20 protein-coding genes are annotated in these 18,593 nt (G+C 58.9%); 13 read left to right on the forward strand and 7 right to left on the reverse strand.

Annotation, left to right across the window (positions count from 1 at the left end; all coding sequences use genetic code 11):
* Nucleotides 1-28: 28 nt before the first annotated feature.
* The 13 genes from trpS (at nt 29) to ACR0LX_RS06285 (ending at nt 11,568) form a co-directional block, all read left to right on the forward strand.
* Entirely contained in the window at nt 29-1,057 is a 1,029-nt protein-coding gene (gene trpS / locus ACR0LX_RS06225) for a tryptophan--tRNA ligase (protein ID WP_480782982.1), read from the forward strand.
* A 69-nt stretch (nt 1,058-1,126) separates the two neighbouring features.
* Nucleotides 1,127-1,990, forward strand: a complete 864-nt coding sequence (locus ACR0LX_RS06230) for a branched-chain amino acid aminotransferase (protein ID WP_480782983.1) — start codon at nt 1,127-1,129, stop codon at nt 1,988-1,990.
* Nucleotides 1,991-2,063: 73 nt separating this feature from the next.
* Nucleotides 2,064-2,519 carry a universal stress protein gene (locus ACR0LX_RS06235; RefSeq protein WP_480574880.1) on the forward strand — a complete coding sequence of 152 codons (456 nt, stop codon included), beginning with the start codon at nt 2,064-2,066 and terminating at the stop codon, nt 2,517-2,519.
* A gap of 10 nt (nt 2,520-2,529) precedes the next feature.
* Nucleotides 2,530-3,123, forward strand: a complete 594-nt coding sequence (locus ACR0LX_RS06240; protein ID WP_480782984.1) for a DsbA family protein — start codon at nt 2,530-2,532, stop codon at nt 3,121-3,123.
* Nucleotides 3,124-3,192: 69 nt separating this feature from the next.
* Nucleotides 3,193-3,756: a NifU family protein gene (locus ACR0LX_RS06245; RefSeq protein WP_480782985.1), complete on the forward strand. Its 564-nt coding sequence runs from the start codon at nt 3,193-3,195 to the stop codon at nt 3,754-3,756.
* Nucleotides 3,746-4,333, forward strand: a complete 588-nt coding sequence (tsaB, locus tag ACR0LX_RS06250) for a tRNA (adenosine(37)-N6)-threonylcarbamoyltransferase complex dimerization subunit type 1 TsaB (protein WP_480782986.1) — start codon at nt 3,746-3,748, stop codon at nt 4,331-4,333. Before ACR0LX_RS06245 ends, tsaB begins: the two co-directional genes overlap by 11 nt.
* A complete protein-coding gene (locus ACR0LX_RS06255) occupies nt 4,330-4,755 on the forward strand; it encodes a GNAT family N-acetyltransferase (RefSeq protein ID WP_480782987.1) in 426 nt (141 codons plus the stop codon). The genes tsaB and ACR0LX_RS06255 overlap by 4 nt, the downstream gene beginning before the upstream one ends.
* A 146-nt stretch (nt 4,756-4,901) precedes the next feature.
* Complete coding sequence (locus ACR0LX_RS06260) at nt 4,902-5,900, forward strand: BMP family lipoprotein (protein WP_480574865.1); 999 nt, start codon at nt 4,902-4,904, stop codon at nt 5,898-5,900.
* Nucleotides 5,901-5,988: 88 nt separating this feature from the next.
* Nucleotides 5,989-7,518 (forward strand): ABC transporter ATP-binding protein, encoded by a 1,530-nt coding sequence (locus ACR0LX_RS06265; RefSeq protein WP_480782988.1) that lies wholly within the window; start codon nt 5,989-5,991, stop codon nt 7,516-7,518.
* A gap of 1 nt (nt 7,519) precedes the next feature.
* Nucleotides 7,520-8,614 (forward strand): ABC transporter permease, encoded by a 1,095-nt coding sequence (locus ACR0LX_RS06270; protein WP_480574860.1) that lies wholly within the window; start codon nt 7,520-7,522, stop codon nt 8,612-8,614.
* The gene (locus ACR0LX_RS06275; protein ID WP_480782989.1) at nt 8,614-9,624 is read left to right on the forward strand and encodes an ABC transporter permease; all 1,011 of its coding nucleotides are present in this window, start codon (nt 8,614-8,616) and stop codon (nt 9,622-9,624) included. The genes ACR0LX_RS06270 and ACR0LX_RS06275 overlap by 1 nt, the downstream gene beginning before the upstream one ends.
* A 259-nt stretch (nt 9,625-9,883) precedes the next feature.
* Nucleotides 9,884-10,801, forward strand: a complete 918-nt coding sequence (locus tag ACR0LX_RS06280; RefSeq protein ID WP_480574854.1) for a sulfite exporter TauE/SafE family protein — start codon at nt 9,884-9,886, stop codon at nt 10,799-10,801.
* 2 nt (nt 10,802-10,803) lie between these two features.
* On the forward strand, nt 10,804-11,568 hold the full coding sequence (locus tag ACR0LX_RS06285; RefSeq protein ID WP_480782990.1) for a TIGR02186 family protein: 765 nt from the start codon (nt 10,804-10,806) through the stop codon (nt 11,566-11,568).
* A 2-nt stretch (nt 11,569-11,570) separates the two neighbouring features.
* Here the strand turns inward: ACR0LX_RS06285 and ACR0LX_RS06290 are convergent, their stop codons facing one another.
* The 7 genes from ACR0LX_RS06290 to ACR0LX_RS06320 all read right to left on the reverse strand — a co-directional run bounded on the left by ACR0LX_RS06290 (nt 11,571) and on the right by ACR0LX_RS06320 (nt 18,476).
* A complete protein-coding gene (locus ACR0LX_RS06290) occupies nt 11,571-12,299 on the reverse strand; it encodes an SDR family oxidoreductase (protein WP_480782991.1) in 729 nt (242 codons plus the stop codon).
* Complete coding sequence (locus ACR0LX_RS06295) at nt 12,296-13,828, reverse strand: ATP-dependent DNA helicase (RefSeq protein WP_480782992.1); 1,533 nt, start codon at nt 13,826-13,828, stop codon at nt 12,296-12,298. The genes ACR0LX_RS06290 and ACR0LX_RS06295 overlap by 4 nt, the downstream gene beginning before the upstream one ends.
* A 60-nt stretch (nt 13,829-13,888) precedes the next feature.
* Nucleotides 13,889-14,527 carry an acyl-homoserine-lactone synthase gene (locus ACR0LX_RS06300; RefSeq protein WP_480782993.1) on the reverse strand — a complete coding sequence of 213 codons (639 nt, stop codon included), beginning with the start codon at nt 14,525-14,527 and terminating at the stop codon, nt 13,889-13,891.
* Nucleotides 14,528-14,610: 83 nt separating this feature from the next.
* A complete protein-coding gene (locus tag ACR0LX_RS06305; protein ID WP_480782994.1) occupies nt 14,611-15,330 on the reverse strand; it encodes a helix-turn-helix transcriptional regulator in 720 nt (239 codons plus the stop codon).
* Nucleotides 15,269-15,487, reverse strand: a complete 219-nt coding sequence (locus ACR0LX_RS06310) for a hypothetical protein (protein ID WP_480574836.1) — start codon at nt 15,485-15,487, stop codon at nt 15,269-15,271. Before ACR0LX_RS06310 ends, ACR0LX_RS06305 begins: the two co-directional genes overlap by 62 nt.
* 209 nt (nt 15,488-15,696) lie before the next feature.
* Nucleotides 15,697-16,983, reverse strand: a complete 1,287-nt coding sequence (gene ccrA, locus ACR0LX_RS06315; protein WP_480574834.1) for a crotonyl-CoA carboxylase/reductase — start codon at nt 16,981-16,983, stop codon at nt 15,697-15,699.
* 113 nt (nt 16,984-17,096) lie between these two features.
* Entirely contained in the window at nt 17,097-18,476 is a 1,380-nt protein-coding gene (locus tag ACR0LX_RS06320) for a 1-acyl-sn-glycerol-3-phosphate acyltransferase (RefSeq protein ID WP_480782995.1), read from the reverse strand.
* Nucleotides 18,477-18,593 lie beyond the last annotated feature (117 nt).

The raw sequence follows: 18,593 nt of genomic DNA on the forward strand, positions 1-18,593 counted from the left end.
TGATTTTTCCAGACGGGAGTTCCCTTTGATGACCGAAACCAAATTCACGCCCCGCGTGTTTTCCGGCATCCAGCCTTCGGGAAACCTGCATCTCGGTAACTACCTGGGTGCGCTCAAACGCTTTGTCGACATGCAAGGACCCGAGATGGAGACGGTCTATTGCATGGTCGATCTGCATGCGATCACCGTCTGGCAAGACCCCAAGGAACTGATGCATTCGACCCGCGAACTGTGCGCCGGGTTCATTGCTGCGGGCATCGACCCGGAACGGTCGATCCTGTTCAACCAAAGCCAGGTGCCTGAACACGCGCAGCTGGCCTGGATTTTCAATTGCGTCGCCCGCATGGGCTGGATGCAACGGATGACGCAATGGAAGGACAAGGCGGGCAAGAACCAGCAGAACGCCTCGTTGGGTCTGTTCGCGTACCCGTCGTTGATGGCTGCGGACATTCTGGTCTATCACGCGACACATGTTCCGGTTGGCGATGACCAGAAACAGCACCTTGAACTGACCCGCGACATCGCGATCAAGTTCAACAACGATTTCGGCGTCGATTTCTTCCCCATCACCGAGCCGGTGATCGAAGGGGCCGCAACCCGTATCATGAGCTTGCGGGACGGGGCCAAGAAGATGTCGAAATCCGACCCGTCCGACATGAGCCGGCTCAACATGACCGACGATGCCGACACAATTGCCAAAAAGATCCGCAAGGCCAAGACCGACCCGGATGCGCTTCCCTCGGATGTCGACGGGCTGGAAGGCCGCCCCGAGGCGCGCAATCTGGTGAATATCTACGCCGCGCTCAGCGATCAGACACCTCAGCAGGTACTGGCCGAGGTTGGTGGCAAGCAATTTGGTGAATTCAAGCCGATGCTTGCGGATCTGGCGGTGGCAAAGCTGTCACCGATCACGTCTGAAATGGCGCGTCTGATGGGCGATCAGTCCGAGATCGACCGCATTCTGGCGCGTGGTGCGGAACGGGCGCGTGAGATAACCTCTCCGATCCTGCGCCAGACATATGAAATTGTGGGGATGGTCGGTTCCGGTCAGGGCTGATCGACCTTACAATCTTCTGGACCTGCGCCGGATGCCCTCCTAGGTTTGCCCAAAGCTTGGGAGGGCTTCATGGCAGTCGGCAAAAATATTCGCACCTATTTCGAGGGCCATTGGCATAACGGCGACACCCCGATCATGCGCGCGGCCGACCACGGTGCCTGGTTGGGCTCGTCGGTCTTTGACGGCGCACGCTTTTTCGATGGTATGTCCCCGGATCTGGAGGCGCATTGCGCCCGTGTGAACCGCTCGGCCGAGGCGCTGATGCTGACGCCAACCGTGACGCCCGAGCAAATGGTCGACATCGTGCGCGAGGGGCTGACGAGCTACGCAGAGGACGCGGCCGTCTATATCCGCCCCATGTACTGGGGTATCGACGGCGACCGAACCGCGATCGTTCCGCAGGAAAACAGCACCGGCTTTGCCATCTGTCTGGAAGAGATCCCGATGGCGCCCGAGACCGCCTCGATTACATTGACGACCACACGCTTTCGCCGCCCGGTTCTGGAATCCGCCGTGGTCAATGCCAAGGCCGGGTGCCTTTACCCCAACAACGCCCGCATGCTGCAGGAAGCGCGTGCAAAGGGCTTTTCCAACGCGCTTGTGGCGGATGCGATGGGACATGTGGCGGAAACGGCGACTGCCAATATCTTCATGGTTCGCGATGGTGAGGTGTTCACCCCGATCCCCAACGGAACCTTTCTGGCTGGCATCACCCGCGCGCGCCACATCAGGAACCTGCGCGCCGATGGTGTCACGGTCCATGAAACCGTTCTGAGCTTTGACGATTTCCACAGCGCGGACGAGGTGTTCATGACCGGCAATATGAACAAACTGACACCCGTTACCGCCCTGGATGACACGCACTACCAGATCGGGCCGGTTGCCCGACGCGCACGCGAGATGTATTGGGACTGGGCCGCAGGCGAAGGTTAGGTTGAACCTGTGCAGTTTGGTTGCCAGCGCGCTGGCAGTCGGGCATGATCCCCGAAAATCATAGAGGAAAATCATGCGCAAATTCCTTGTCGTTCTGGATGACAGCCGCGAATGCCTGAACGCGATGCGGTTTGCCGCTATGCGCGCAGCCCATACTGGTGGTGGTGTGACAATCTTGTCGGTGATCCCGCCGGATGAGTTCAATCACTGGATCGGTGTTGCCGAAGTCATGCGCGAAGAAGCACGTGAACGCATCCATGCCCATTACGAAGTGTTCGCGAAGTGGATGCGGGACAAGCAGAACATCGACCCTGACCTGGCGATTCGCGAAGGCGACCCGGTGCCTCAGATCATTGAGCATGTGCAGCAGGATCCCGAGATCGGGGTTCTGGTTCTGGGCGCGGGTACCGACAAGAAAGGTCCGGGTCCTCTGGTCACGCAATTGACCAAGAACTCGGGCAGCCTGCCCATACCGATCACCATCGTGCCGGGTGATCTGAGCAAGGAAAAGCTGGAAGAAATCACCTGACGGTATTCACATGGGCGCGCAAATCCAGTTCTGGTTCGATTTTGCATCGACCTACTCGTATCTCAGCGCGATGCGCATTGAACAAGCGGCCCAAGAGCAAGGGGTTTCCGTGCTGTGGGAACCCTTCTTGCTGGGACCGATTTTCGCGGAACAGGGCTGGAACAACTCGCCGTTCAATATCTACCCCGCCAAAGGCCGTTACATGTGGCGCGATATGGAACGGCTCTGTGCAGCGCGTGATCTTCCCTTGCATTGTCCGGACGTCTTTCCGGCCAACAGCCTGACGGCCGCGCGGTTGGCCTTGGCCCTGTCCGATGATGGCGAGCGCGCAAGATTTGCGCGCGCGGTGTTTTCGTCGCAATTCGGGGCTGGGCGAGACATATCCGACACTTCGGTTCTGACCGAATGCCTGACTGCGTCCGATGTGTCTTTGGACATGCTGGCCCGTGCGGGCGATTCGGACATCAAACAGGCACTGTTCGCGCAGGTGGCGCGCGCCAAATCTCTGGACATTTTCGGCGCGCCCAGTTTTGTCGTGGGTGACGAGCTGTTTTGGGGAGATGATCGTTTGGATGCCGCGATATCTCACGCGGCGACAATTTAGAATCGTTCCAATTCTTGACTTCCGCCGTGTCCGGGCGCATATCTGTGGCACCCAAATCGGAGACGCGCCATGTTCATCCAGACCGAATCCACACCGAATCCGGCCACATTGAAATTCCTGCCCGGCCAGACCGTGTTGGATGCAGGTACCGCAGATTTTCCGTCCGCCGATGCGGCCGAGAAATCACCGCTGGCAAGCCGCATTTTTGCAGTCAATGGCGTCACCGGCGTGTTCTTCGGGAACGATTTCGTCACCGTGACCAAGTCCGACGATGTCGAATGGGACCACATCAAACCCGCTATTCTGGGCGCGGTGATGGAGCATTTCCAATCCGGCCAACCGGTGATGGGCGCCGACGTGGCCGCGGCTGCCGGCCATGCCGAGCACACCGGAGAGGACGCTGAAATCGTTCACCAAATCAAAGACTTGTTGGATAGCCGCGTCCGTCCTGCTGTGGCGCAAGATGGTGGCGACATCACGTTCCATGGCTTTGACCGCGGTATTGTCTATCTGCATATGCAGGGCGCCTGCGCGGGTTGCCCCTCGTCAACGATAACGCTGAAAATGGGGATCGAAAACCTGCTGCGCCACTATATCCCCGAAGTGGTCGAGGTGCGCCCGGTTGTCGCCTGACCCGACCATACTGGCGTTTGATACATCGGCCGCGCATTGCGCGGCCGCTTTGTTGCGCGGCACTGAAATCGTGACCACGCGCGTAGAAACGATGCGACGCGGGCAGGCGGAACGGTTGATGCCGTTGCTGGAAGAGGTTCTGGCCGAAGCGCAATGCACGTGGCAGGATCTGGATGCCATTGGCGTTGGCGTCGGGCCAGGTAATTTCACGGGCATCCGAATCTCTGTCTCGGCAGCGCGTGGCCTTGCACTTGGGCTGTCGGTCCCTGCCGTCGGGGTAACCGGATTTGAGGCCCTTGCGTTCCTAGAGCCCGCGCGCATCCCGGCCATACCGGCCCCCCGCGATCAGGTCTATGTTCAAGCAGCGGGTGACGAGCCGCGCCTGATCAGTCGCAACGAAGCCGACGCGCTTGGGCCTTTGTACCTGTGCGACGACCCGGCGTTGCAAGTGCAGGCCATTGCCCACGTCGCCGCGAATCGCCGGTCCGAGGTCCTGCCCGCACCTGCCCCCTGCTACGTTCGCCCTGCTGACGCCGCGCCTTCCAGCGACGTACCGCCGGTACTTTTGGACGGATGACACCGCAGGAGATGGCATCGACCCACGCTGCGGCCTTCACCCAGTCCCGTCCGTGGACGGCGGATGAATTTATCGACCTTTTGTCAAATCGGTTCACCCATGTTGTTGGGAACAAAGCCTCTTTCGCCGTTTACCAGGTGATTGCAGACGCGGGTGAGTTGCTGACAATCGCCACGCACCCGGATCACCAGAATCAAGGCCTGGCCCGCAAGATCATGCAAACCTGGCACAACGAGGCGCTCCGGCTGGGGGCGACGCGCGCGGTCTTGGACGTCGCCGCAGACAATATCCCGGCCCTCGCGCTGTATCGAAGCTGCGGCTATGTGCAGTGCGGGTCCAGACATGCGTATTATCTGCGCGAGAACGCTCCGAACATGGACGCGATCGTGATGGAATGCCTGTTATCCACGGGTCAAACGTAATTTTTGGACCATATGGTCAAATTTCAGTTGACCCCCGGTGTTGCAAACGCTCTTAATTCCCGCCATCACAACGGTTATGCTCGCTCTGAGTGGGTAAACGGGGCTATCTTGGCCTTGGACCGACAAAAAACCAACGGGAGTAACAAATGACCCTGATGAAATCCTTGATGGGCGCGGCCACCGCGGTTGCACTGACAGCCGGCGCCGCCTTGGCAGAACCGGCCCTGATCTTTGACCTGGGTGGCAAGTTCGACAAATCCTTCAACGAAGCAGCGCATAACGGCGCGCAGCGTTGGGCCAACGAGACCGGTGGCAAATACCGCGAGATCGAACTGCAATCGGAAGCCCAGCGCGAACAGGCGCTGCGCCGCTTTGCCGAAGCAGGAGCAAACCCGATCATCACCATGGGCTTTGCCATGGCAGATCCGCTCAGCACGGTTGCACCGGATTACCCTGACACGAAATTTGTCGTTGTCGACGTGACCTGGCTGGACGTACCCAACCTGCGTCAGGTTGGCTTTGCCGAGCATGAAGGATCGTACCTTGTTGGCATGATGGCGGCGATGGCATCGAAGTCAGGCACCGTTGGCTTTATCGGTGGCATGGACGTGCCCCTGATCCGCCACTTTGGATGCGGCTACGCTCAGGGTGCCAAGGCGGTGAACCCGGACGTCAACGTGATCGCCAACATGACCGGCACCACCCCTGCGGCGTGGAACGACCCGGTCAAAGGCTCGGAGCTGACCAAAGCCCAGATCAGTCAGGGTGCTGACGTGATCTATGCCGCCGCCGGCGGTACCGGCGTAGGCGTTCTGCAAACTGCTGCAGACGAAGGCATCCTGTCGATCGGCGTGGACAGCAACCAGAACCATCTGCATCCGGGCAAGGTATTGACCTCGATGCTCAAGCGCGTCGACGTTGCTGTTTACGAAGCCATGAAGGCCGGTGAAGACGTAGAAACCGGTGTATTCACCATGGGCCTGGCCGAAGATGGTGTTGGCGTCGCAATGGACGAAAACAACGAAGCACTTGTTTCGCCCCAGATGAGCGACGCGGTAAGCGACGCACGCAGCGACATCATCGATGGTGATATCACGGTCGTCAGCTACTACGAGAACGACAGCTGCCCTGCACTTCAGTTCTGATATCGCGTGGGGCGGGGGGCTCCCCCGCCCTGCTTCCACTCTGCCGCCCTGCATTTGCGCGGCCCTTTTCGGCAATTGAGGACAAGACATGACCGTCCCCGCCATTGAGCTCAAAGGGATTTCCAAAGCCTTTGGGCCGGTTCAGGCCAACAAGGACATCTCGATCAGCGTCGCCCCCGGTACGATCCACGGGATCATCGGTGAAAACGGCGCGGGCAAGTCCACGCTGATGAGCATTCTCTACGGATTCTACAAGGCCGACAAAGGTGAGATCTGGATCAACGGCACCAAGACCGACATCCCTGACAGCCAGGCGGCCATCGCCTCGGGCATCGGGATGGTATTCCAGCATTTCAAACTGGTCGAGAATTTCACCGTTCTGGAAAACATCGTTCTGGGCGCCGAGGATGGCGGGCTGCTTGCCCCTTCATTGGCCAAAGCCCGCAAAGAACTGAAAGAGCTTGAAGAAGAATACGAGCTGTTCGTCGACCCCGACAAACGCATCGACGAGATTGGCGTCGGCATGCAACAGCGGGTCGAGATCCTCAAAGCTCTGTACCGCAAGGCCGAGATTCTGATTCTGGACGAACCTACCGGCGTGCTGACCCCGGCCGAGGCCGATCAGCTGTTCCGCATCCTTGACCGGCTGCGGGCCGAGGGCAAAACGATCATCGTGATCACGCATAAGCTGCGAGAGATCATGGAGAATACCGACACGGTGTCGGTGATGCGTCGTGGGCAGATGACCGCCACCGTCAAAACAGCCGAGACGAACCCGGAAGAGCTGGCCGAACTGATGGTTGGCCGCAAAGTGCTGTTGCAGGTCGACAAGGTTCCGGCCCAACCCGGCAAACCGATTCTGGAAATCGAAAACCTGCAGGTCTTTGACTCGTCGGGCGTCGAGCGGGTCAAAGGTATCGACCTGACCGTTCGTGCGGGCGAAATTGTCGGCATCGCTGGTGTCGCCGGAAACGGCCAATCCGAACTGCTTGAGGTTCTGGGCGGGATGCGTCCCGGACAGGGTTCGATCAAACTGAATGGAGAGTCGCTGCCGCTCAGCGGTCATGGCTCTGACGGTCAGGCCCGGCGGGCGCAGCATATCGCGCACGTGCCCGAAGATCGGCAGCGCGAAGGTCTAATCATGGACTTTCATGCTTGGGAAAACGTGGCCTTCGGCTATCACCGCGATCCAGCCTACAAACGTGGGCTATTCATGGACAACGCGGCGCTGCGCGCCGATACCGAAGCCAAGATCGAGAAATTCGATGTCCGCCCGCCCAACGCATGGCTGACGGCCAAAAGTTTTTCGGGCGGCAACCAGCAAAAGATTGTCGTCGCGCGCGAGATTGAGCGAAATCCGGATCTGCTGCTGGTGGGCCAGCCCACACGCGGCGTGGATATTGGTGCGATTGAGTTCATTCACAAGCAGATCGTTGCCCTGCGTGACCAGGGCAAGGCAATCCTGCTGGTCTCGGTCGAGCTGGAAGAAATATTCTCGCTATCCGATCGGATCGCAGTGATGTTTGACGGACATATCATGGGCGAACGCCTGCCCCACGAAACAGATGAAAAAGAACTGGGCCTGTTGATGGCCGGTGTTGCCGGGGAGGCCGCGTAACATGGAAAAGATGCCCAAATGGGCCGACGTGGTTCTGATCCCTTTGATCAGCCTTCTGTTGGCCGCAATCCTATCGGCGATCGTGATCCTTGCCATCGGCGAAAACCCGATTGAAGCGGTAAACCTGATGGTCACCGGCGCGCTGGGGTCGACCTATGGCTGGGGCTACACGCTCTACTATGCGACCAATTTCATGTTCACCGGTCTTGCGGTCGCCGTTGCCTTTCACGCACGGCTGTTCAATATCGGCGGTGAGGGTCAGGCCATGCTGGGCGGGCTGGGTGTTGCCATCATCTGCCTTTCAGTGCCGTGGCCACACTGGAGCATCGCTCTGCTTGCCGCCTGCGCCGCTTCGGCCTTGTTCGGCGCGGCCTGGGCCGCAATTCCGGCTTATCTGCAAGCCAAGCGCGGCAGTCATATCGTGATCACCACGATCATGTTCAACTTCATCGCTGCGGCCTTCCTGAACTACATGCTGGTCAATGTGATGAAACCGGCCGGTTCGCAGGACCCTGCAACCGCGCGCTTCCCCGAAGCGACGCACCTGCCGAGTTTCCAGTCGATGTTCTCGACTGCGGAAAATGTCGTATTCCGGGGCGCACCCGCAAACATCTCATTCTTCGTCGCAATTCTGGCCTGCGTTTTGGTCTGGGCTCTGATCTGGAGGACCCGGCTGGGATATGAAATCCGGGCCTATGGTTTTTCCGAAACCGGCGCGGTCTATGCCGGTATCTCGCCGGTACGGATCACGATCATCGCGATGCTGATATCCGGCGGGCTGGCCGGGATGATGGCCATCAACAACGTCATGGGCGAAGCCGAGCGTCTGGTGCTGAACCCGACCGAAGGTGCTGGCTTTATCGGTATCGCCGTTGCGCTGATGGGCCGGTCGCACCCGTTCGGGGTGTTTCTTGCAGCGCTGCTGTTCGGGTTCCTCTATCAAGGCGGCGCGGAACTGGCGTTGTGGACCCAGATCCCGCGCGAGCTGATCGTCGTCATTCAGGCATTGGTCATTCTGTTTACCGGAGCATTGGACAACATGGTGCGCATACCGCTTGAAAAGCTGTTCCTGACCTTCCGGGCGAGGGCGGACTGATGGAGGTATTTGTCACACTCATTCAGGTCCTTGACTCGACCATTCGTCTGGCCACACCTCTGCTGCTGGCTTGTCTGGCCGGGCTATATTCGGAACGCGCCGGTATTTTCGACATCGGTCTCGAGGGCAAGATGCTGATGTCGGCATTCTTCTCGGCGGCGGTGGCAGCTGTGACCGGATCGGTCTGGCTGGGTCTGCTGGCCGGGGTTACCGCGTCGCTGATCCTGTCGGGTCTGCACGGGGTCGCGTCGATCACCTTCCGCGGCAATCAGCTGATTTCGGGCGTCGCTATCAACTTCCTGGCGTCAGGGATGACAGTTCTGGTGGCGCAAAGCTGGTTTCAGCAGGGTGGGCGAACACCGTCATTGTTCGGCGGCGGGCGCTTTGAATCCGCCGAGTTCCCGCTGGCCATCGGCCCGCAGGATGCCGAAGAAACCGGGCGCTCGGTATCTGAGCTCATGTCCGAGGCAAACATCGTTCATCTGATCTATTCCGAGCTGCTCTCGGGCCATTCCATTCTGGTCTATGTCGCTTTCTTGATGGTTCCGGCGACGTGGTGGATCTTGTATCGCACCCGATTTGGCCTCCGCTTGCGGGCGGTTGGCGAAAACCCTGCTGCCGTTGACACGGCCGGGGTGTCCGTCGTTGGTCTGCGGTTCGCTGCAGTCGCAATCTGCGGCATCTTGTGCGGGGTCGCTGGTGCGTATCTGGCCACGGCGCTGCAAGCGGGCTTCGTCAAAGAGATGACCGCGGGACGGGGATTCATCGCGTTGGCGGCGCTGATCTTCGCCAAATGGAGACCCTGGCATGCGATGTGGGCCTGTTTGCTGTTCGGATTGCTGCAAGCCATCGCGCTGCGGTTCCAGAATATCGATCTGGGCGGGATCGTGATCCCGGTACAGATGATGGACGCCCTGCCCTATATCCTGACTGTGGTCATTCTGGCCGGGTTTGTTGGCAAGGCTGTACCGCCCCGCGCAGGTGGCGAACCCTATGTGAAAGAGCGTTGATAAGTCCAGATTGCAACGGCATCTCAGTCCTGATTGCTGCAAAGCGGCATGAACGGTTGATTTTCGGATCGCAACCGTTCTAAAGGAAGAGGGAATCGTCCGACTTAGTTCTGATATGAACGGGTTCTTCTAAGGGATAGGACCCAGATCGGGGCGAGCAGGTTCGTACCAGCGGCGCCCCACGTTCTGTCAGTCAAAGCGCAAACCCATCCAGTCATGCTGCGCCGTCCGGCGCGGCAAACCCCGTTCAGAAGAAGCCATGCAGATTTACCTACCGATCGCCGAAGTTTCTGTGAATGCATTTTTGCTGTTCGGCCTCGGGGGGATGGTCGGCATCCTGTCCGGCATGTTTGGCGTCGGTGGCGGGTTCCTGATGACACCTTTGCTGTTCTTCATCGGCATCCCGCCCGCAGTTGCCGTTGCGACCGAGGCTAATCAGATCGTGGCCTCGTCTTTCTCAGGCGTGTTGGCGCATTTCAGGCGGCGAACAGTCGATCTGAAGATGGGGACAGTTTTGCTGATCGGGGGTCTGACCGGTGCGGCGCTGGGTGTTGTTGTCTTCAACTACCTGAAAAGTCTTGGGCAGGTCGATCTGCTGGTCAAGCTCTGCTATGTCGTGTTTCTGGGCATCATCGGCAGCCTGATGTTTGTTGAAAGCCTTAACGCCATACGTAAGTCCCGCAAAGGCACGGCGACGGCTAAACGACGCCAGCGCGGCTGGGTGCATGCGATGCCGTTCAAGATGCGGTTTCGCACCTCGGGCCTTTACATCTCGGTCATTCCACCGCTGATCGTGGGCGTATTCGTCGGCATCCTGTCCGCCATCATGGGTGTGGGAGGCGGGTTCATCATGGTGCCCGCAATGATCTATCTGCTAGGTATGCCGACCAAGGTCGTGGTTGGAACTTCGCTGTTCCAAATCATCTTCGTGACCGCCTTTACCACCATGCTGCACGCCACCACGAACTATACGGTAGATGTTGTTCTGGCGGTTCTGCTGCTTGTCGGCGGTGTGGTTGGCGCCCAGATCGGCACCGTGATCGGTGCACGTATGCCTGCCGAACAATTGCGCGTCCTTCTGGCAGCGCTTGTCTTGGTGGTCTGCGGCAAGCTTGCACTGGATCTTCTGCTACAACCGACCGAGCTGTATTCGCTTGGCGCTGCAGGAGGGCACTGATCATGATCCGCATGATCTTCGCACTCTTCCTGTTGTGCCTGCCAGCGCATGCGGCGCAGGAACAGGTCGTGCTTGGTCTCAGCCAGGACCGGGTTTCGATCACCGCCAATTTCGACGGATCCGAGATCCTGATCTTCGGCGCGGTGAAACGCGAAGCCCCCATTCCCGATGGCCCGCCGCTTGAGGTGATCGTTTCGGTCGTCGGCCCGTCCGAGCCCGTCACCGTGCGGCGCAAGGAACGAAAGTTCGGCATCTGGGTGAACACCGACAGTATCGAGGTCGATCTGGCCCCCAGCTTTTATGCAGTGGCCACAAGTGCGCCGTTTCGCGAAGTTCTGTCGAGCACCGAAGACCTGCGACACCGCGTCTCGATCGAACGCGCCATTCGGTCCGTTGGTGCAGATATGGACGTCGAAGGCGCACAGGAGTTCGCCGCCGCAGTCATCCGCATTCGCGAGCACGAGGGCCTGTATTCCGTACGCGAGAACACCGTTGCTGTCGATGAACAGACCCTATTCCGTACCTCGATCGACATGCCCGCCGATCTGACCGAAGGCGACTATCAGGCGCGCATCTTCCTGACACGGGGCGGGCGCGTTGTTTCTCAGTTCGAGACGGCAATTGACGTCCGCAAGGTCGGGTTGGAGCGGTTCCTGTACAACATGTCGCGCCAGCAACCGATCTGGTACGGGCTGATGTCGCTGGTCATCGCGATTGCCGCCGGTTGGGGTGCCTCGACAGCCTTCCGCCTGCTGCGCGAGAAGTAGACCTAACCCCTGCCGATATACTGCATCGTGGTGGCCATCACGGTCATGAACTGAACATTCGCCTCGGGCGGAAGATTTGCCATATGCAGCACCGACCGGGCAGCGTCTTCGACTGGCATCGTCGGATCGGGTGTGCGCCCCTCGGCTTTGGCGTTATTCACAAGCTCCTGAACCATTGGCGTATTGGCGTTGCCGATATCAATCTGGCCACAAGCGATCCCAAGATCGCGCCCATCCAGCGACAGGCTGCGCGTCAGCCCGGTGATGGCGTGTTTCGTTGCCGTATAGTGCACCGATTTCGGGCGCGGCACATAGGCCGCGATCGAGCCATTGTTGATAATGCGCCCACCTTGTGGAGATTGGTTTCGCATGATCCGGAACGCCTCGCGTGCACACAGGAACATGCCGTTGAGATTGACATTTACCGTCTGAAACCAGGACTCCAGCGCGATCTCATCAATCGTGCCACCCGGTGCGAAAATGCCCGCGTTGTTGAACAGAACGTCCAGCCGGTCGACCTCGTTCAGAAACGACCGAAAGGCCCGCGCAACCGCGATTGGATCGGTGACGTCCGCAACCAAGGGGATTGCGTTCCCGTTCTGCGCTGCCATGTCCTTGAGCGTATCGGCGCTGCGGGCCAGAATGCCGACAGTCCACCCTTCGTCCAGAAACAATTCGGCCGTTGCGCGGCCAATGCCCGAGCTTGCGCCGGTTACGATGATTGTTTTCATGGCTCTTCTGCCTCCAATGTCAGGGATGCGGCCGGAACCGCCCGCAGGTCATCCACACGCAACGGGTGGGTCGGCTTGGACAGGCGGTTCCGAACCACCCAGATCAACCGCTCTTGTGCGCGCGTGATGGCCACATAGGCCAGCCGTTTCCATAACGGTTGCCCGGCCTCGGTTCGGCCCATGCGGGCTGCGGCATAGATATCCGGTGCAAACACCTGCACCGTATCCCATTGCGAGCCCTGTGCCTTGTGAATGGTCACCGCCGCACCGTGCAGAAACGTTGCCCCCATCCGGGCGGCGTAGGGGATGAAAGGCTCTTCTTCGTCAGGCTTTTCGATCTGCACGATCGAGGCGGCGCTGACTTGCGGGTCCTCTGCCCCCATCACATGAAGACGCGAAAACCCGGGCTTGCGGCCAGGGCCGAGATAGATCACCTGAGCCCCCTTGATCAGGCCGCGCGCCTCAAGATCCAGTCGTTTCTTGCGGTGCTTAAGTGGCAATTCGATGCCGTCGCAGATCAGCGGTTCGCCTTCCAGCAATTCGGTTTCGGGCGCGCCATGCACATTCCGAAACGCCTGAATCAGGCGAATACGTGTTGCGTTGCGCCAGACCAGCACGGGACTGCGTGCCATCAGATCGACCTCGACCCGCTGCCCCCAGACCACTCGATCATCCCGCCGGGCGGTGTCTTCGACCAAACGTTCGAAATCCTCGAACCCCAAGGCCGGATCAGCCAGCGCATGTGCGAGGTCGAGGATCGGATTGTCTGCCGTTTGCCGGTGTACCCTGTGCAATTCCAGCTTGCGTGGCTCGGGCAGACCGTCAAACACCATCGAGCCGGACTGGTTCACCGGTGCCAACTGCGCGGGGTCGCCAAACAACAGCAGGGTCGGAAAGATCTCTTGCAAATCTTCGAACTGCCGGTCGTCCAGCATCGACGACTCATCGACAAAGCCGATATCCAGCGGCTCATCCCGTCGTTTCCAGCCAGTGATAAAGTCCGATCCCCGAAGCCCCGCCGCCGCCAAAGCCCCAGGAATAGACTTGTTGTTGGCATAAAACGCCGCAGCGCGGTCCAGCGCTTCATCCGTGAGGCCTTCGATCTCGGGGCGTTCGTCATTTCCGGCCAGCCATTCGGCGATGCGTTCATATTCCGGGTCGTAGACCGGGGTATAGAGAATGCGGTGAATTGTGGTTGCGGGTACGCCGCGCAGACGCAAAACGCTGGCGGCCTTGTTGGTCGGGGCCAGTATCGCGAGGCTGCGCTTATCACGCGACTTGCGGCTTTCAAAGTCGCCGGACACAAGATTGACGCCTGTTTCCGCCAAAGCCTTGTAAAGCTCTGCCAGTAAAAGGGTTTTCCCCGAGCCCGCTTTGCCGATAACGGCCATGACACCCGATTTTCCGTTTCCCGGAAGCTTCAACAAAGCGTCGTCTTCAAGGTCTACGCCAGCCGTGCGCAGCATTTCGGCAATGCTGTCGAATGCGGCGGCCTGATCTTCGGAAAAGGTGACTTGGGGCAAGGACATGGCGCGACCCTACAGGGCCGCGCCACCCTCGGCCAGATGCGGAATTCGTTTTTCGATATGCTAGGCCGACAACGCAAACCGGTGTCGTGCAACATGGCCAAACGCGGTCTTGAACCACAGGCGCGACAGCTCGCGCGGGATACCGGCCCGCTCGGCGACACGGTTGCAGTCATCGGCAGAATAAGGCCACAAACCCACCGAGATTTGATCGCGTCCCTTGCCTTGTGATCCCAGCACAATTGGCGAGGATCCAATCAGACGATAGATCCGGATCATCCGCGCATCGAACACACCGGCGATATGGGTCAGGCCAAACCCCTCCATCATCTCGCCACCGCTCAGCATGATCGCTCCGGCCGTGTGCGGACTGGCTGTGCGTGACAGGCAAAAGCGCGTCACCTCCCAGATCAGCGGGCTGTGGATCGGCGCGCCACCGTTCAAGTGCCCGAAAACCTCGTTTACCATCACCGGCCCGGTTGTTGGCATGACCCGCATGGATCCACCGTGGCTGCCGTCTTCCTCTTCCCAGATGACATAGAGCGGGTTCATGGCGTCATACTGATCCCGCTCCTCACCGTTTTCATCCACTGTCACGTCCCAACCCAGCCGGATTTTGAACTGATCGGCGCGGTCCCGAAACATGCCTTCGGCCAGAGCCGGGAATTTATGCAACTCGTCGGCATACAGATAACGCAACATGACTTGTTCCCCTTGTCGTCCATGCTTGGAACAAAGGGAGTACGGACACGTGGTTAATTATGCGTATGAGCAACGCGCGGTCGTTAAACGACTATTAAACCTCTGCTGAGTGCGGTTGCGATGGCATGAGTTGTGTTCTGCGCGCCCAGCTTGGCCCGGGCGCTTTCGATATAGGCGCGTAACGTATGTTCCGAGATCGACAGGGAATGCGCCACCTGCGCCCGGCTGTATCCCAGCGCCAGCAGGGTCATGGCGTCAATTTCACGCGGCGACAGGGCACGTTGATGTTCAGGCTGGCGGTCACGTGCAAATTCCAGAGCCTTACGATTCAGGTAATGTGCGATCAGGATCAGATCGCGGCCATAGGTCGAAATGAAAAATTGCCATTGGTCGTCGTCACAGGTGTGGTTGACGGTTAGCAGGGCGAACTGACCACCAGGACCGCGCAGCGGGATCGAATAGCCCTGATTTCCGACACCATGGTCGCGGGCATCTTGCAAAAAGGCGCGAACGGATTTCGAGGACCAGTCAAGCTGTTTCCAATCCACCGGGTGAAACCGCTGGAAGCAGCCTAGGATAACCGGGTCGATCCGGTGATAGTTTCTGTCTCGGTACTGATCGTTCCAGGCGTCAGAATAGGTCGTAAAGCCGTACTGATCACCTGCCCCATCGACCCAATGATATGTGATGTGGTCCAGTTCCAGATTGTCGCGCATCCGGACCGCGACATCTGTCAGCTCGTCAAGCGTGCTGGTGTTTTCCAAATCCTCCGGGACCTGGCTCAAATCGAATTTTGTTCCCATTCGCTGGCGACCGTGCCTCATCCTGCTTGGACGCAATCTCGGCCGCTGCGATCAGCCGGGTGTCATCCAGCTGCTCGGCCAGCGCGCTCATCCCGTTCGCCACCGCAAAGGCGTTGAGATCCGACAAAACGTCCAATATCCACTCATTTTTCGCCATCAAAGGTGTCCCCGAAATAGTTAACGAAGGGTTAACACAACCATAACATGTATGCGCCAGTGTGGCCTATTCACCGCTTTCTACTCCCCAGAAATAGCGGAGGGCGAACGCACAAGTCTTTGAATTTGCGCACTTCGGTATTTTGTACGCAAAAGCACCCGCAAAGCGCTGTAACGCCTTGCGGATGCTTCGGTTCAATTTGAACGGTATCAGTCGCGCGCAGCCAGAACTTCTTCCAGCGTTCGCATACCCGTACGGGGTGCCTGAACGAGAACCGACATGTTGCCGGGCTTGTGCTCGTTACGCATCATCTTCATATGCGCCTCGGGCAGATCATCCCACGAGAACACTTCGGACATGCAAGGGTCCAGGCGGCGTTCGACCATCAACTGGTTCGCGGCGGACGCCTGTTTCAGATGCGCAAAGTGCGAGCCCTGCAGACGCTTCTGGTGCATCCACATGTAACGCACGTCGAAGGTCAGGTTATAACCGGTGGTTCCGGCGCAGATCACGACCATGCCACCCTTCTTCACCACGAAGGTCGAAACCGGGAACGTGCTTTCGCCGGGGTGTTCGAACACCATGTCGACGTTCACACCCTTGCCGGTGATGTCCCAGATGGCTTTGCCGAACTTGCGGGCTTCTTTGAACCAATCGGCATATTCCGGCGTGTTGACGGTAGGCAGTTGCCCCCAGCAGTTGAAGTCTTTGCGATTGATCACGCCTTTCGCGCCAAGGCCCATGACGAAATCACGTTTGCTTTCGTCCGAGATCACACCAATCGCATTGGCACCAGCAGTGTTGATCAGCTGGATCGCATAAGACCCCAGACCACCCGAAGCGCCCCAAACCAGAACGTTCTGACCCGGTTTCAGGTCATGCGGTTCATGGCCGAACAGCATGCGATATGCGGTGGCCAGCGTCAGCGTATAGCAGGCGCTTTCTTCCCAGGTCAGGTGCTTGGGGCGCGGCATCAACTGCTGAGCCTGCACGTTGGTGAACTGTGCAAACGAACCGTCCGGCGTCTCGTAACCCCAGATGCGCTGGCTGTCCGAATACATCGGGTCACCACCGTTACACGCTTCGTCGTCGCCATCATCCTGGTTGCAGTGGATCACGACCTCGTCGCCCACTTTCCAACGCTTGACCTTGTCGCCAACGGCCCAGACGATGCCCGAGGCATCCGAACCAGCGATGTGGAAAGGCTGACCGTGACCGTCAAACGGGCTGATCGGTTTGCCCAGCGAGGCCCAGACACCGTTATAGTTGACGCCTGCAGCCATCACCAGAACCAGCACTTCGTGGCTGTCCAGCTTCGGAACATCGACGACTTCCAGCTGCATTGCGGTGTTCGGTTCGCCATGACGCTCCTTGCGGATCGCCCAGGCGTACATCTGTTTCGGCACATATCCCATCGGAGGGATCTCGCCCATCTCGTAGAGGTCCTTTTCCGGCGCCTCGTATGACGCGATACCGCTGTCGGTGTCCAAAGCCATGCTGGCCTCCTTATGCTGACTGTCTTGCCGCGATGCAGAATCGCGGTTTCTGAAAGATGGAATATTGACGGCTGAGAAATAATGCAACCGTTTTTGGTGTCGTTTTTGTAATTTTATGACCCAGCAGGTGCAGAAATGCCTTTCGCACTCGCAGCATCCACCACAGATCCCTGCGACGACGAGGCAGCGTAGTATGTCAACAAGTCGGATCTATCCCCGGTCGGCATCAGCAGTCCGTCTTTGCGGGCCAGCAAGCGGCGATCAACAAGTTGATCAATGGCATCCGAAATGGCCTGCTCGGCGTCGTCCGCCATTTCGGGCCTGGCGCGCTCTAACAGCCGGGCTTTCAATTCCCCTTCCGAAAGCGGACCATCCTGTAACAGGATGCGACACGCTTCGGGCAACGGAGCATAGGGAATCCCACCGCCAATGCGCCGCATAAGCTCTCGCGCAAGATCGGTTGTCAGATCGCGCTCATGCTTCTGTCGGAACGCGTTCAGCGAAATCGGCTTGGCATATCGGACCGAAGCCAGACCAAAACGCTTGTACCGACCAATCAACCGCCGCCAGATCTGTTTGAGCGTCCATCGCGTGACCACACCAATCCGGGCCCTGAAACGCCTTTCGCTGTCCTGAGCAGCGGCGGTCAGAATGGTGTCTTCGAGGACACGGTCGTAGTTCAATGCCACGGGGACGAACACCACATCCCGATCACTCGCCCCTGCCCCATCGATAATGTATTTCAGAAGACCCAGCTTCGGGCGACCCAGATGACCGGTCACGCTCAACCCGCCCTCGGGAAACATCGCTTGCGTTACCCCGGCCTCGGTCGCGTGGCGCACATAGCTGGCCAGAACCTGTCGGTACAGATCGTTGCCCGACCTGCGCCGGATAAAATACGCGCCCATCGCACGGATCAGACGGCTGAGGGGCCAGACCCGGGCCCATTCGCCAACCGCGTATGACAAGGCCGACCGGCTGGCCGCAAGGTAGGTCACCAGAACGTAGTCCATGTTGCTGCGGTGGTTCATGACAAAGACCACCGTTGCATCGGGGTCGATCTCGTTGATCGCTGCCTCATCCTCATAGCCGAGCCTTACCGTATAGAGCGAATTGCTCAGCAACCGGGCCAGACGGATGGCCAAACCGAAATAGGCGAATGCGGAAAAGGATGGCACGATTTCGCGCGCATAGCGCCGCACCTGCTCTGAGGCGACGGCCTCGGGCACGCCGGTATCTCGCGCGTATTCCTGTGCCGCCTTGCTGACCTGAGGGTCATAGATCAGCCGTTGGATCATGTCGTGACGCCCGGCCAGCTTGAATGGCTGGATCGGACGTTGCAGGCGCTGGTTCAGCCGCGCCACTGCGCGTTCCAGTCGCCGACGAAAGAACCAGCGCACCGAAGGGAACAGGAAATGCGAGGCAAAGGTGACCGTGGCAAACACCACGATCAGCACAAACAGCCATAACGGAATTTCCACGCTCTGCGTCATGGGCGCACAGTGCCACTAATCTGCATCGCCCACAATCTGAAGAAACCGGAGAATGCCGCAATGCAGCGAATTGACATATCCCAAAAATTGCGCTTTAGAACCTGAGTACGTAATTTT

The organism is Ruegeria sp. CH11, assembly GCF_056537105.1.

What these genes read in the sequence shown, in the direction of transcription:
- ACR0LX_RS06310 (WP_480574836.1), bottom strand. Translation starts at nt 15,487, where the DNA reads ATGGCGAAAAATGAGTGGATATTGGACGTTTTGTCGGATCTCAACGCC.
- ACR0LX_RS06260 (WP_480574865.1), top strand. Translation starts at nt 4,902, where the DNA reads ATGACCCTGATGAAATCCTTGATGGGCGCGGCCACCGCGGTTGCACTG.
- ACR0LX_RS06300 (WP_480782993.1), bottom strand. Translation starts at nt 14,527, where the DNA reads ATGTTGCGTTATCTGTATGCCGACGAGTTGCATAAATTCCCGGCTCTG.
- ACR0LX_RS06235 (WP_480574880.1), top strand. Translation starts at nt 2,064, where the DNA reads ATGCGCAAATTCCTTGTCGTTCTGGATGACAGCCGCGAATGCCTGAAC.
- ACR0LX_RS06240 (WP_480782984.1), top strand. Translation starts at nt 2,530, where the DNA reads ATGGGCGCGCAAATCCAGTTCTGGTTCGATTTTGCATCGACCTACTCG.
- ACR0LX_RS06275 (WP_480782989.1), top strand. Translation starts at nt 8,614, where the DNA reads ATGGAGGTATTTGTCACACTCATTCAGGTCCTTGACTCGACCATTCGT.
- ccrA (WP_480574834.1), bottom strand. Translation starts at nt 16,983, where the DNA reads ATGGCTTTGGACACCGACAGCGGTATCGCGTCATACGAGGCGCCGGAA.
- ACR0LX_RS06270 (WP_480574860.1), top strand. Translation starts at nt 7,520, where the DNA reads ATGGAAAAGATGCCCAAATGGGCCGACGTGGTTCTGATCCCTTTGATC.
- ACR0LX_RS06265 (WP_480782988.1), top strand. Translation starts at nt 5,989, where the DNA reads ATGACCGTCCCCGCCATTGAGCTCAAAGGGATTTCCAAAGCCTTTGGG.
- ACR0LX_RS06230 (WP_480782983.1), top strand. Translation starts at nt 1,127, where the DNA reads ATGGCAGTCGGCAAAAATATTCGCACCTATTTCGAGGGCCATTGGCAT.
- trpS (WP_480782982.1), top strand. Translation starts at nt 29, where the DNA reads ATGACCGAAACCAAATTCACGCCCCGCGTGTTTTCCGGCATCCAGCCT.
- ACR0LX_RS06320 (WP_480782995.1), bottom strand. Translation starts at nt 18,476, where the DNA reads ATGACGCAGAGCGTGGAAATTCCGTTATGGCTGTTTGTGCTGATCGTG.
- ACR0LX_RS06290 (WP_480782991.1), bottom strand. Translation starts at nt 12,299, where the DNA reads ATGAAAACAATCATCGTAACCGGCGCAAGCTCGGGCATTGGCCGCGCA.
- ACR0LX_RS06280 (WP_480574854.1), top strand. Translation starts at nt 9,884, where the DNA reads ATGCAGATTTACCTACCGATCGCCGAAGTTTCTGTGAATGCATTTTTG.
- ACR0LX_RS06255 (WP_480782987.1), top strand. Translation starts at nt 4,330, where the DNA reads ATGACACCGCAGGAGATGGCATCGACCCACGCTGCGGCCTTCACCCAG.
- ACR0LX_RS06245 (WP_480782985.1), top strand. Translation starts at nt 3,193, where the DNA reads ATGTTCATCCAGACCGAATCCACACCGAATCCGGCCACATTGAAATTC.
- ACR0LX_RS06295 (WP_480782992.1), bottom strand. Translation starts at nt 13,828, where the DNA reads ATGTCCTTGCCCCAAGTCACCTTTTCCGAAGATCAGGCCGCCGCATTC.
- ACR0LX_RS06285 (WP_480782990.1), top strand. Translation starts at nt 10,804, where the DNA reads ATGATCCGCATGATCTTCGCACTCTTCCTGTTGTGCCTGCCAGCGCAT.
- ACR0LX_RS06305 (WP_480782994.1), bottom strand. Translation starts at nt 15,330, where the DNA reads ATGGGAACAAAATTCGATTTGAGCCAGGTCCCGGAGGATTTGGAAAAC.